The 14,246-nt window shown below is 28.4% G+C and carries 11 protein-coding genes; 5 read left to right on the top strand and 6 right to left on the bottom strand.

Features of this window, described 5'->3' with window-relative positions; genetic code table 11:
• Positions 1-30: 30 nt before the first annotated feature.
• On the bottom strand, positions 31-1,881 hold the full coding sequence (locus tag I2E98_RS04410; RefSeq protein WP_195467756.1) for an ABC transporter ATP-binding protein: 1,851 nt from the start codon (positions 1,879-1,881) through the stop codon (positions 31-33).
• A complete protein-coding gene (locus tag I2E98_RS04405; protein ID WP_195467755.1) occupies positions 1,874-4,117 on the bottom strand; it encodes an ABC transporter ATP-binding protein in 2,244 nt (747 codons plus the stop codon). The genes I2E98_RS04410 and I2E98_RS04405 overlap by 8 nt, the downstream gene beginning before the upstream one ends.
• A 184-nt stretch (positions 4,118-4,301) precedes the next feature.
• Between I2E98_RS04405 and I2E98_RS04400 the strand changes: the two genes are divergently transcribed.
• Positions 4,302-4,742 carry a MarR family transcriptional regulator gene (locus tag I2E98_RS04400; RefSeq protein WP_195467754.1) on the top strand — a complete coding sequence of 147 codons (441 nt, stop codon included), beginning with the start codon at positions 4,302-4,304 and terminating at the stop codon, positions 4,740-4,742.
• A gap of 89 nt (positions 4,743-4,831) precedes the next feature.
• Here the strand turns inward: I2E98_RS04400 and I2E98_RS04395 are convergent, their stop codons facing one another.
• On the bottom strand, positions 4,832-6,127 hold the full coding sequence (locus I2E98_RS04395; protein WP_195467866.1) for an NCS2 family permease: 1,296 nt from the start codon (positions 6,125-6,127) through the stop codon (positions 4,832-4,834).
• Positions 6,128-6,444: 317 nt separating this feature from the next.
• On the opposite strand from I2E98_RS04395, the gene I2E98_RS04390 reads away from it, so the two are divergent.
• Genes I2E98_RS04390 through I2E98_RS04375 form a run of 4 tightly spaced genes read left to right on the top strand, consistent with a single transcriptional unit; the run spans position 6,445 to position 9,521 of the window.
• The gene (locus tag I2E98_RS04390; RefSeq protein WP_195467753.1) at positions 6,445-7,416 is read left to right on the top strand and encodes a metal ABC transporter substrate-binding protein; all 972 of its coding nucleotides are present in this window, start codon (positions 6,445-6,447) and stop codon (positions 7,414-7,416) included.
• Positions 7,413-8,207: a metal ABC transporter ATP-binding protein gene (locus I2E98_RS04385; protein WP_195467752.1), complete on the top strand. Its 795-nt coding sequence runs from the start codon at positions 7,413-7,415 to the stop codon at positions 8,205-8,207. Before I2E98_RS04390 ends, I2E98_RS04385 begins: the two co-directional genes overlap by 4 nt.
• A 3-nt stretch (positions 8,208-8,210) precedes the next feature.
• The gene (locus I2E98_RS04380; RefSeq protein WP_195467751.1) at positions 8,211-9,053 is read left to right on the top strand and encodes a metal ABC transporter permease; all 843 of its coding nucleotides are present in this window, start codon (positions 8,211-8,213) and stop codon (positions 9,051-9,053) included.
• 30 nt (positions 9,054-9,083) lie between these two features.
• A complete protein-coding gene (locus I2E98_RS04375) occupies positions 9,084-9,521 on the top strand; it encodes a Fur family transcriptional regulator (protein ID WP_195467750.1) in 438 nt (145 codons plus the stop codon).
• Positions 9,522-9,660: 139 nt separating this feature from the next.
• On the opposite strand, the gene I2E98_RS04370 is transcribed toward I2E98_RS04375, so the two are convergent.
• The 3 genes from I2E98_RS04370 to I2E98_RS04360 all read right to left on the bottom strand — a co-directional run bounded on the left by I2E98_RS04370 (position 9,661) and on the right by I2E98_RS04360 (position 14,080).
• The gene (locus I2E98_RS04370) at positions 9,661-10,473 is read right to left on the bottom strand and encodes a nucleotidyltransferase domain-containing protein (protein ID WP_195467749.1); all 813 of its coding nucleotides are present in this window, start codon (positions 10,471-10,473) and stop codon (positions 9,661-9,663) included.
• Positions 10,474-10,587: 114 nt separating this feature from the next.
• Complete coding sequence (gene pulA / locus I2E98_RS04365) at positions 10,588-12,573, bottom strand: type I pullulanase (RefSeq protein ID WP_195467748.1); 1,986 nt, start codon at positions 12,571-12,573, stop codon at positions 10,588-10,590.
• A 343-nt stretch (positions 12,574-12,916) separates the two neighbouring features.
• Positions 12,917-14,080 (bottom strand): LCP family protein, encoded by a 1,164-nt coding sequence (locus I2E98_RS04360; RefSeq protein WP_291656040.1) that lies wholly within the window; start codon positions 14,078-14,080, stop codon positions 12,917-12,919.
• Positions 14,081-14,246: the final 166 nt, after the last annotated feature.

Genomic DNA, 14,246 nt, shown 5'->3' with positions numbered 1-14,246 from the left:
TTAATTCCTATTTGTTACTTCATTAATAATTTATGCTTCTGCCCCTTCAAATTGGCTATTATAAAGATTAGCATAGAATCCATTCTTAGCTAATAGCTCTTCATGATTTCCTTGTTCAACTATATCTCCATCTTTCATAACAAGAATAAGATCTGCATCTCTAATAGTAGATAATCTATGTGCAATTATGAAACTTGTTCTTCCGTGCATCAAATTATCCATAGCCTTTTGAATTAATACTTCAGTTCTTGTATCAACTGAACTTGTTGCTTCATCAAGTATCAATATCTTAGGGTCTGCTAATATGGCACGAGCAATAGTTAATAATTGCTTTTGACCTTGTGATACATTACTTGCTTCTTCGTTAAGCTCCATATCATAACCATGAGGTAATGTCTTTATAAAGCTATGAACATGAGCTGCTTTAGCAGCTTGTTTAACCTCTTCATCTGTAGCGTCCAATCTACCATAACGTAAGTTTTCCATTATAGTTCCATTAAATAACCATGTATCCTGAAGAACCATACCAAACATTTTTCTTAAATCGTTTCTTCTGAAATCCTTAATATTATGCCCATCAATTAAAATAGCCCCATCATTAACATCATAGAATCTCATAAGAAGCTTAATCATTGTTGTTTTACCAGCACCAGTTGGTCCTACTATTGCAACTCTTTGCCCTGGTTTTACATGAGCTGTAAAATCATTAATAATAGTTCTTTCTGGATTATATCCAAAATGAACATCTTTAAAATCAACTTTTCCTTCTATGGTTTCTGTACTTACTGGATTTTCAACATCTAAACTTTCTTCTTCTTCGTCTAAGAATTCAAATACTCTTTCAGCAGCTGCTGCAGTTGATTGGAGTACATTTGCTATTTGTGCAGTTTGAGCGATTGGTTGCATAAATGATCTAATATATTGAACAAAAGATAAAATATCTCCAACCTCAATAACATTTTTAATAGTTAACCATCCACCAAGTATTGATACCATTACATACCCTAGGTTACCTACAAAAGTCATTATAGGCATCATCATACCTGATAAAAATTGTGATTTCCATGCGCTATCATAAAGTGTATCATTAAGATTAGTAAATTTATTAATTTCTCTTTCTTCTGCATTAAAAGCCTTCATTACATTATGACCAGAATAAACTTCTTCAACTTGCCCATTAACATATCCTAAATATTCTTGTTGAGTTTTAAAATACTTTTGAGACCTTTTAACAGCAAAAGCAATTAATCCTCCTGATATTGGAACTACAATTAATGAAGCTAATGTCATTATCCAATTTATTGAGAACATCATTATAAGTACACCAATAAGTGTAGTTGCTGATGTTAACATTTGTGATAAACTTTGATTTAATGTTTGACTGACAGTATCAACATCATTTGTTACTCTTGATAATACTTCACCATGAGTTTTAGTATCAAAATACTTAAGTGGCATTCTATTAATCTTTTCAGATATTTGTTTTCTCATATTATAAGATACCTTTTGAGCAACTCCTGCCATTATCCAACCTTGTATTAATGAGAAAATTACACTAATTAGGTACAAACCTACTAAGAATAAAATTATTTCACCTATACGAGTAAAATTAATTCCTTCAGCATTAGTAGTTGTAACCTTTTTAACTAATCCATTAAATATTTCTGTAGTTGCTTTTCCTAATATTTTTGGTCCTACAATTGAAAATGCAGCTGAACCAATGGCAAATATTATAACTATTATTATTGATAAGCTATAAGGCTTTAAATATTTCGCAAGAGTTTTCATAGTCTTTTTGAAATCCTTAGCCTTTTCGCCACCTCTTCCCATTCCACCCATTGGACCTCCGCCCATTGGGCCTCTCATTTTTTGCTTACTCATTTGAAAGCTCCTCCTTTGAAAGTTGTGATAGAGCTATTTGTTGATAAACCTCACAGTTTTCCATAAGCTCCTTATGAGTTCCCTTACCAACAACCTTACCTTCATCAAGAACTATAATTTGATTTGCATTCATTATAGTACTTATTCTTTGAGCAACAATTAAAAGTGTACTTTCTTTTAATTCTGTATTTATTGCTTTTCTAAGTCTAGCATCTGTCTTAAAGTCTAATGCAGAAAAACTATCATCAAAGATAAATACTTCTGGCTTTTTAGCTATAGCACGAGCAATTGCTAATCTTTGTTTTTGTCCACCAGATACATTTGTACCACCTTGTGCAATCTCTGTACTAAATCCTTCTTCTTTACTATTTATGAATTCCATTGCTTGAGCAATCTCAGAAGCCTTTATCATATCTTCATCACTTATATGATCTCCTCCATACTTTAAGTTACTTTCAATTGTACCTGAGAATAAAAGTCCCTTTTGAGGAATAAATCCTATTTTCTCTCTTAAATCATGTTGAGATACGCTTTTTATATTTACACCATCAATTAATATTTCACCTTCTGTTGCATCGTAGAAACGAGGTATTAAATTAATTAAAGTAGATTTACCACTACCTGTACTACCAATAAATGCTGTAGTTTCTCCTGGGAACGCTTTAAAACTAACATTACTTATTACATCCTCATCTGCTCCAGGATATCTAAATGAAACATTTTTAAATTCAATAGTTCCTTTTTCTTCCGGATTGAATGCTTGTAATTTTTCTGTATCTTTAATTGCTACATCAACGTTTAAAACTTCAGATACACGCTGAGCAGAAACCATTGCTCTTGGTAATATAACTGAAACCATTGATATCATTAAAAATGCCATAATTATTTGCATAGTATATTGCATAAACGCCATCATTGTTCCAACTTGCATAATACCTTCATCAATTCTATGTGCTCCAACCCATACAATTAGTAGTGTTATTGCATTCATAATGAACATCATTAGTGGCATCATTACAGTCATAATTCTATTAACAAAAAGGTTTGTTCTAGTTAAGTTCTTATTAGCAACTTCAAACTTTTCTTCTTCATACTTTTGTGTACTAAATGCACGAATAACAAGCATACCAGTTAGACTTTCTCTTGTAACAAGATTTAATCTATCAACAAGCTTTTGTACACTTTTGAACTTTGGCATAGCAAAACTAAATAATACAATTACTAAAAGTAATATTGATATTACTGCAACTCCAATAACCCATCCCATTGATGCTCCTGTGTTAATAACTTTAATAACACCACCAACACCTAGAATTGGTGCATAGAATACAATTCTTAACCCCATTACAACAAGCATAATAATTTGTTGTATATCATTTGTTGTTCTTGTAATAAGTGATGCCGTTGAAAATTTATCAAATTCAGTATTTGAAAATCCTACAACCTTATTAAATACATCTTTTCTTAGGTTTCTACCTAATGCAGCACCAACTCTAGCAGCAATAAAACTTACAATAACTGTAGCTAACATACTAATTAAAGCGATACCTACCATTTTTACCCCAGCTATAATTACATAATTAGATTGAAGCCTATCGGTATTAATTCCAACCTCTTTATATTGTTCCTTCACATAACTAGTAGCAGCTTGAGTTATCATACTATCTGGCATATTTTCTAATTTCTCATCTACATTTGATAACATACTATCAATTTTCTCTTGAGGCATCATTTTTAACATTTCAAAAGGATCTACAGTAGATAAGTCAACACCTTGAGGAACTGTATTATCAATACCTGGAACCGCACTCACTCCTTGTAATTCCAACATTGAAACAATAATCATTGGTTTTCCAAATATCTCATTTAACTTGTCTAAATTTTCTTCTTTCTTAGTATTTAACCTATAAATACTTTCATTTTTTAATTCTGGATAGTCTTTTACATACTTATTATACTCATCTGTAGTAAGATTATCTTTATCTAACAAAGTATAATTATTATCTACAACATTCTTTTCATCATCTTTCATGAAAGTAAATAACTTTTCCATTTCTGATGATTTAATAACTTTAGGAACAGCATTTTCTACTCCGCCTTGTTGTATTCCGACGTTAACTATATTCGACATATAGTCTGGTAATGATAAATCACATATGGCTTGAACAAATAAAAGTGCTATTGCAAGTATCATTGAACCAACAAAAGGCTTTAAGTGTTTTAATAAATTAAGCATAAGCTCTCCTCTCCTTATTTAAATTTAATATATTTCTATTTTTATAATAATTATATTTTTATAACTATTCTCTGTCAATATAAAATGTTATTATTTTATAATAGTTATTATTTTATAACTATATATTGTAAACTATTTTTTAATAGATTATAATATTATCAATTACTATTGTAAGGAGGCTAACATGACTACTTTAAATTTAAATGATATATCAGATAATTTATATTTATTATTATTCTCTCTCAATAAACATATTTTTAATCCTAATGCTCTTACAAAAAAATTTAATATTCCACATTCACATATAAAGGTATTATTTTATTTAATTCATAATGGACCAATCCCTATTTCTAAAATGGCAAAAGAACTTTATATATCTAAGCCTAATATGACACCTGTAATCGATAAATTAGTAGAAGAAGGTCTTGTTCTTAGAGATTATGATCCTACTGATAGAAGAATTATTTTAATACAAACTACACCTAAAGCCTTAGAATTTTTAAAGGAAGGACAGGAATATATTAAAGAAGTAATAAAAGAAAAACTTGCTCCTTTAAATGAAGATGATATAAGCACTTTGTCATCTTCTTTAGATACTTTACTAACGGTAATAAAGAAATTTTAAAATTACTCTTATACTATATTTTAAAATTAAAAAATTGTGTAAAAATAAAAGTTCACTTTGATACTTATCAAAGTGAACTTTTATAAAGTCTATATAAACACAAATTTTAGTACAAATACTATTCCAACGGCTACCGTACCCCAACTTATTTCTTTCCATTTGCCAGTAAATAGTTTTAAGAATATATATGATACAACACCAAATACTATACCATCTGAAATTGAATATGAAAATGGCATCATTATTATTGTTAAGAACGCTGGAATTGCTTCTGTATAATCTTCTAAGTTTAATTCCTTTATATTCTCAATCATAAATAATCCAACAATAACTAAAACTGAAGCTGTAACTGCTGAAGTAATTACTCCAAATATAGGTGATAAGAATAATGCTAAGAAGAACATAAATGCCGTAGATACTGCTGTTAATCCAGTTCTTCCCCCTTCTGCTACACCTGAAGCACTTTCAACAAAAGTACTAACTGTACTTGTTCCAAGACATGCTCCTACTGTTGTTCCTACTGCATCTGCTAAAAGAGCCTTTTTAATATTTGGTACTTTTCCATCTTTATCTAACATGTTTGCTTTAGTTGCAACACCTACTAAAGTTCCTATAGTATCAAACATATCCATAAATAATAATGTAAATAATACTATTACCATATCCCAAGAGAAAATATTATGCCATTCAAATTGCATAAATGTTGAGCTAATTGATGGTGGCATACTAAAGATTTTATTAGGAAGATCTATTACCCCCATTGGTATCCCTATTACTGCTGTTATTATCATTCCTAAGAATAAGGCACCTTTAACTTTTCTTGCTACTAATATTCCTGTAATTACTATTCCTATTATTGCTAAAAGTCCTGTACCTGAAGTAATATTTCCTAAAGCAACTATTGTTCCTCCATCTGCTGGATGAACAACTATTCCAGCTCCTTCAAGTCCAAGTAATGCTATAAATAGTCCTATTCCAACAGAAATAGCTCTTTTAATATTTACTGGAATTGAATCAACAATAGCTTCTCTTACATTAAATACTGTTAATAATACGAATATTAACCCTTCTAATAAAACTGCAGTTAATGCGAATTGATATGAATATCCCATTGATAAAACTACAGTATATGCAAAGAATGCATTTAATCCCATACCTGGCGCTTGAGCAAAAGGTAACTTAGCATATAATCCCATTATTAATGTTGCAATTATTGCTGATACTGCAGTTGCCGTAAATACAGCTCCCGAATCCATTCCTGCCGCTGATAAAATGCTCGGATTAACAATTAAAATATAAGCCATTGTCATAAATGTTGTAACACCAGCTATAAACTCTGTTTTTACATTTGTATCATTTTCTTTAAGCTTAAAGAAATTATCCAAAAAACTATTCATTAATATAATCTCCTTTTTATCTTTTGTTACTTAAATTTACCCATTCCTCCAATGAGAGAACAAGTTTACTTTTATATAATAACAGAAATTTTAAAAATTCCAATAGTTCTTACGAATATTTTTTTGTTTTTTTATTTTTTTATTCATGTATAATAACTTTTTTATATATTCTTATATTTTGTTGTCGATATATATAATATTCACTAAAAATAAGAAAAAAAATTTCAATTTACTTTTTTAATAAAAGTAGTATAATATCTATTATGATTGCAAATTATTATCATTTGATTTTAGGAGGACAAGTTATGAAATTTAAATTTTCCAAATTACTAATACTACTTATTACAACGTCACTATTATTTATAGGTTGTAACAATAATACGAATTCAAATAAAACTACTGACGATGACACTTTAAATATAGTAACTTCTTTTTATCCATTATACATATCAACGATTAATATTACGAAAGATATTCCTAATGTAAGTGTTACAAATATGACTAAATCTCAAACAGGATGTCTTCATGATTATCAGCTTACTCCTCAGGACTTAAAAACATTAGAAAATGCTGATATTCTAGTTGTAAATGGTGCTGGAATGGAATCTTTCTTAGATAGTATAATTTCACAATACCCTGACCTTCAAATAATTAATGCAACTGAAGGTCTTGACCTTTTAGAAGATGATACACACAGCCATGATGACCATGAACACGATGATGAAGATGAACATGCAGAAGATCATGATCATGAGCATGAATATAATGCTCACGTGTGGGTTAGTGTGACAGGTAACATAGACGAGGTTAAAAATATTTCTTCTCAACTTGAAGTTTTAGATCCTGAAAACAAAACTGCCTATGAAGCAAATACAAATACTTATGTCTCTAAATTAGAAGATTTAAAAAATGAAATGCATGTAGAATTAGATAACTTACCAAATAAAGATATAATTACATTCCACGAAGCATTTCCATACTTTGCTGAAGAATTTAACTTAAATATAGCTGGTGTTATTGAAATAGAACCAGATTCTGAGCCATCAGCAAAAGAAATTGAAGAGATAATCAATACTATAAAAACAAAAAATATAAAAGCCTTATTTACTGAACCTCAATATTCTTCTAAGATTGCTGAAACTATAGCTACCGAAACTGGTGCCACAGTTTATGAATTAGATCCTATAGTAACAGGTGATGCTAACCCTGATGCTTATGATGATTATATAAATAAGATGAAAAAAAATCTTGATGTATTAAAAGAGGCGTTAAAATGATAAAAAAAGCTAACTTTAATAAAAATAATAGTTGCAATAACTTTTGTTGCACAAAAATCGAAAACTTTTCTGTTACCATTGGTAATAATGAAATACTTAAAGATGTAAATCTCCATATTCATTGTGGAGAACTTACATCTATAATTGGTCCAAATGGTGCTGGTAAAAGTACACTACTTAAGGCTTTACTTGGAGAAGTTAAACATTCTGGAGCTTTAAACTTCATTGGTCAGAATGATAATAAATATCATCAACCTATAATTGGATATGTTCCTCAATATTTAACATTTGATAAAAATACTCCTATTAGTGTTCTTGATTTATTCGTCTGTTGTAAGACTGCTATGCCTTCATGGTTAAAACCTAAAAAGAAAATACGTGAAGATGTATTAGAAAGCCTAAAAAGAGTAAAAGTTCCTCATTTAATAGATAGACGTCTTGGAGCTTTATCTGGTGGAGAACTACAAAGAGTCTTACTCGCATTAGCACTTGATCCAATGCCTAATATATTACTATTAGATGAACCTGTATCAGGAGTGGATCAAAATGGATTAGAATTATTTTATGAAATACTTATGGATATTAAAAAAAATTATGATTTATCAATTATCTTAGTCTCTCATGATTTAGATTTAGTTTATAAATATTCTGATCGTGTAGCACTTGTAAATGGCACAATAGTTTGTTCTGGTACTCCAAAACAAGTTTTTAATCATCCTGCTACACAAAAAATATTTGGATTATCATTAAATCATTCTAATGAAGACTCATCTAAAACAGGAGGCATTTAAGATATGTTTGATTCTATATATAATTTTATTCATTTAATACTGCCATTCCAATGGCTATCTTTTGATTTTATGAAAAATGCTTTTTTAGCTATTTTAATAGTTACTCCTCTTTTTGGAATTTTAAGTACTATGGTTGTTAGCAATAAAATGTCATTCTTTGCAGATTCCTTAGGTCATGGAGCCTTTACAGGAATAGCCATTGGAATTCTTTTAGGTGGTATTGATCCAATGTGGGGAGCAACGCTATTTTCAATTTGTTTTGCAGTATCTATAACAGTCATAAAAAATAAAGGAACTTCATCAACAGATACAATAATTGGTGTTTTCTCATCTACTGCCATAGCTTTAGGTTTAGTTCTTATGAGTTTTTCTAGCAGCTTAAGTAAATTTTCATCTTACCTAGTAGGAGATTTACTTAGTATAACTCAAGGCGAAATTATTTTACTGTTTGTTGTATTTATTGTAGTTATTATACTTTGGGCTTTAATATTTAATAAACTACTTATAACAAGTTTAAACACCTCTCTTGCAAATAGTCGTGGTATGAATACCTTATTAATAGAAATTATATTTACTTGTACTATAGCCGTTATAGTTACTTTAACTGTAAGATGGGTAGGTTTATTAATAATAAATTCCCTTTTAGTTTTACCTGCTGCTGCAGCTCGTAATATTTCTAAAAACGTTCGTCAATATCATTTATTCTCAGTACTAATTGCTGTATTTTCTGGTATTACAGGACTAATAATTTCATATTATTTAAATACAGTTACAGGAGCCACAATTGTTCTTGTATCATCAGTAATATTCTTTATCACTTTAATTATTAGGCGTAAATTTGTATAATCTAAGTAAATAATGCCTGGAGGTAATAAATTGTATAATGAAATTAACTTTAGTGATATACTTAAATCAAAGGGATTAAAAGTAACTAAGCATAGAACTTCTGTACTTCAGATACTATCAGAAAGTACACAACCCCTTAGTGCTGAAGAAATTTATTTAAAATTAAAAGAAAATTCAATTTCTATAAATTTATCATCAATTTATAAAATATTAGATTCCCTTTTTAATAAAAATGTAATTTCTAAATGTATTTTGGGAGACGACAATAAAACATCTTATGAAATGAATACTTCTGAACATAAACATCACTTAATTTGTAAACAATGTAAAGAAGTATTTCCTATAACCGATTGTCCTCTATGTGTTTATGAAAAGCATCTAAGAGAGGATATGGATTTTGATGTAACCGAACATCGTCTTGAAATATATGGCTATTGTAAAAATTGCAAAAAAATGACTAAGGAGTAGAAATCTCTCTTAGTCATTTTTTATTTATTATTTTTTTATAAATTTTCGTATTATTATACTCTTCCTCAACTTTTAATATTGTATTAGAAAAACCTGATTAATTATATAAATTATTATCATCATTGTAAACATTATCACTTTAACTTATTAAGTTTTCATTCCTAAGAATTATATCTAACTGCCTAACAATTTTATTGATATCTTCTAATATCGTAACATCACACATTGAAATATCCTTAATTAATTTCTCAACATTTTCCACTGAATTTTTAGGTAGTTTCTTACACATAGTATTAATTATACTTAAAAGCCTTTTCTCTCCCGGGTGTGGGATTTCATTTATAGCAAATATAATATCAAAATAACTATCTAAAAATGCAGCTATTCTATTATTTAAACTTACTAAATCATTTCTATTTATAGCTTTTTCTATTTGATTATAATATGCAGAGAAATTCTTTTTTAGTATAGGATAATTTTTACTAACTATATTCTTTTTAAGCTCCTCTGGATACTCTATAGTATATCTTTCTTTAAGATCCTTAAATTCATTATTCTTATCAAAAACTATTATTGCATTAATTACATTATGCCAAAAACAAGTTGTATATCCAATAGATGCATTATGTTTATCTAAAATATTTTTTAATTTATCCTTTAAAAAATTAAAATCAAAATAAGCTATATCAACTTGTATTGATGAATTCCTTAATACAAATTCATCAGATGGTCCCCAAAAGGTATTATTTATCTCCATCAAATCTGAAAACTTTTTTACAACACTCTCTCTCTTTTCAATGGGTATGTCTCTTTCTGTAATTATATCTATATCAATATCTGAATAATTATCCTTTCTACCACTTGCACATGATCCAGCCAAAGTTATTGCAACCACTTCATCCAATCTTTTAAATTCATTAACTATTTGATAAACTATCATGTTCATTCCCATAAAGCTCACCCCTTTTTTTATTAGTTTAAATATAATATAGAATGCAACTAATTAATTCTCATATATAAGTTACATTCTATAATAATTTATTCTATTGCTTATATATTTAGTCTATTATTTTATTAGTACCTTTATTGATTTTGCAGCAACACTTACTATATCACCATTTAATTCCTCAATAAGTTCCTTTCCTGCTCTTTTATCATCAACAAATACCCCCCAATTTTTTTCATTAAGTTTTACCTTTTCTTCTGTTTCATTTGCATTTATTATAACTGCTATTTTAGAACACTTATTATCTATATTCTTAGAGTCTATTATATATGCAACTAAATTATCAGCTTCAAATTCATTTCCCTTCTCTAAAAAGTGAATATTTTTTTGTATATCTTTATTGCTATTCATTCTAAAGGCTTTATATTCTTTTCTTAATGAAATTAATCCCTTATAATACTCAACTAAATCTTTATACTCAATTTTTCTATCCCAATAAATTTTATTTACCTTATCAGAAGAAGCAAAACTATTTTCTACCAACTTTCCATCCTCATCAACTTTAGTTCTTGCCATCTCTTCTCCTGCATGTATAAAACTTATTCCTTGTGAAGTTAATATTATTCCAGCTATCAATTTATTAATTTTTATTAATTCCTCATTACTAGCTTCCGGTGACACTATCTGAAGTTTGTCCCACAAAGTATAATTATCATGTGCAGATGCATAAGTTACTGTTTGATAAGGTTCATTAGCCCAAAATTCTTCTGAATATACTATATTAGTTTTATCAATTTGCTCATGTGGTGTTGATGCAACAACAGCAAATTTTATCGTTTCTTCAAGTCCATCTTTACCATTTGCAAAGCCAGCTTCTTCCTCATAGAAAACATGTCCTTTTACTCCATCTCTACAATCATCACTAAAGGCTGCTATTTGTAATTCACCAAATTTATAAGTATTTTTCTTTAAAGCCGCATCACTTTCTTTTAAAGGACTTGGACCTCCCATCCAACCTTCACCATAAATAATTATACTTGGATCTATTTTGTTTAACTCTTCTCTTATTAACTTCATAGTTTCTATATCATGTATTCCCATTAAGTCAAATCTAAATCCATCAATATGATATTCCTTAGCCCAATACACTACTGAATCTACCATATATCTTCTAAACATATATCTATCTGATGCTGTTTCATTACCACAAGCTGAAGCATCGCTATAATTTCCATTTTCATCTTGTCTATAATAGTATTTAGGAACAGCTTTATTTAAACATGAATCTAAATTAAATGTATGATTATAAACAACATCCATAACAACTCTTATTCCAGCATCATGTAACGCCTTTACCATTTCCTTAAATTCCCTTATTCTAACATCACCTAAATAAGGATTTGTTGAATAAGATCCTTCAGGAACATTATAATTCTCTGGATCATATCCCCAATTAAATTGAGGTTTATCAAGTTTTGTTTCATCTACTGATCCATAATCAAAGGATGGTAATAAGTGAATATGTGTAAATCCCATATTTTTAATATGATTTATTACAGTCTTTATATTAGTTCCAGGAATATTGGTATTACTCTCAGTAAGCCCTTTGAATTTACCTTTAAATTCATCCCTTACACCTGATGTATCATCTATAGTTAAATCTCTTACATGAGCCTCATATATTATAGAGTCTGTAGGTGACTTTAATTTTGGTTTCTTATCTTCTTCCCAACCTTCTGGATTAGTAGTATCTAAATCAATTACCATTCCACGTTTTCCATTAACCCCTACTGCTTTAGCATATGGATCAACAACTTCATTAACTTTTCCATCTATAGTAACTAAATAATTATAATATTGTCCATTTAATTCTTCATTAATTTCTATTACCCAAGTTCCATTAATCCCCTTATTCATATTATAAGTTTGAACTGGTTTACAATTATAATCATATCCATAATCACCATATAACACCAAATCAACCTTATCTGCTGTTGGTGCCCATAAAATAAACTTACTTTTTTCCTTTGAATAAACTACTCCTAGTTCTCCATCATAGTTATATAACCTTTCGAATTCATTATTAAATATTAACTCTTTACCCATTTTTTCCTCTCCCATTCAATTAAGTCTACTTTATTTAAACACAACTTGGAATCGTTACCAAAGGTATGCTTAATATAATTTTATACTAAATCCATTTTTATATCTATAAAAATAATTATAATTTTATATTTTTTTATTTTTAATTATATAATTAATTTTAAAGACTCTATTTCAACTTCAGCAAAATAGAATAGAAAATATTAATGATATCATCAAAAGAATATTCTAATTAAGCTTTATAATTTAACCTTTGTTACAAGCTATATCATTAAATTTTCTTATCTATAAGCCTAAAAATAATTTAATTATACTATTTATATTCATTTAAATTTACGATAATTGTCTAATCCCATTCTCCATAAATATCTTCTTCATCATCTTCATACGAGTCATCATTCTCTTCATCTTCTTCATTACTAATACTATCCTCTGAATCGCCACTTTGAGAATCATCAATCCATTCACCAGTTCTATATTCATTAAGTGCTTGTTTTAAAGAGTTATAATCAAATTTACTTTCATCAGGTTCTATATTATTAAATATGAAATCATGTAAAATCTCTGTATTCTGTTTTCTATCCATTATAAATACCCATCCAACTTCTCCACCATAATTCATATCATCAGCTAATTCTGTAACTGGTATATGAATTTGTTTTGTTTCTAAAGTAGGAAATTTATAAATTGTGTATGCCATATTTAAAGCATCTAAAAGTTCTATATTAGTATTTATATAATCAAGCATACTATTCACTATTCCTAGATACTTTGTAGGCTTTGTCTCCCTTAACTTTTCTGCAACCTTAAACAATACCTCTCTTTGTCTTTCAGTTCTTTCAAATTCATCTCCAACACCTTTTCTTATTCTTGCATAAGATAAAGCCTGCTTTCCATTTAACAATTGTAACCCTGGTTCTGTAACTGGACAATCATTTCCTCCAGTAGATTCACCTATATACTTGTTTAATTCATCTAATTGATACTCTTTAACATCAATTTCTAAGCCACCTATCTGATCAATTATAGCTTCAAATCCCCAAAAATTTATTATTATATACTTATCTATATTTATATCATATGTTTCCTGTATTGTATCTTTTAACAAATCTATTCCACCAAAAGCCATAGCTGCATTTAACTTATATGGTCCATATCCCTTAATATCAACCAAGGTATCTCTAAATAGCGATGTTAATCTTATTTCCTTATTATTGTTATCTAAGGTTGCAATTATAATAGAGTCTGCTCTTGCACTTTCTTTTAGATCTCTACCATCTGTTCCTACTAATAATACATTAGTAATACCTTCTACTTCCTTATACTCAACATCCTCTTCACTTTTTTTCTCTATAGTTTTAATTTCTATTTCACTTGACTTCGTATATATTTTACTTTTTACATAACTATAATATCCTATAACTCCTCCAACAATAACAGCAAGTACCATAGATATAGCTGAAATTATTATTCTATTTCTTAAAGAATACCTTTTTTTATCTTTACTCACTTTATTGCCCCCTTATGTTTACAAATTCTATCAACTTTATTATTTTACCATATTTGTTATAATTTATATAGTTTTTTTTTTACAATATAGTTATTAATTTATAGTAAACTACATATATATTTTTCGCTTATTTAATTATAGATATAATATAAAATTATATTTTCAC

The sequence above is a fragment of the Clostridium sp. D43t1_170807_H7 genome (genome assembly GCF_015555905.1).
Lineage (GTDB): Bacteria > Bacillota > Clostridia > Clostridiales > Clostridiaceae > Clostridium.
This window is presented reverse-complemented; position numbering and strand designations above follow the sequence as displayed.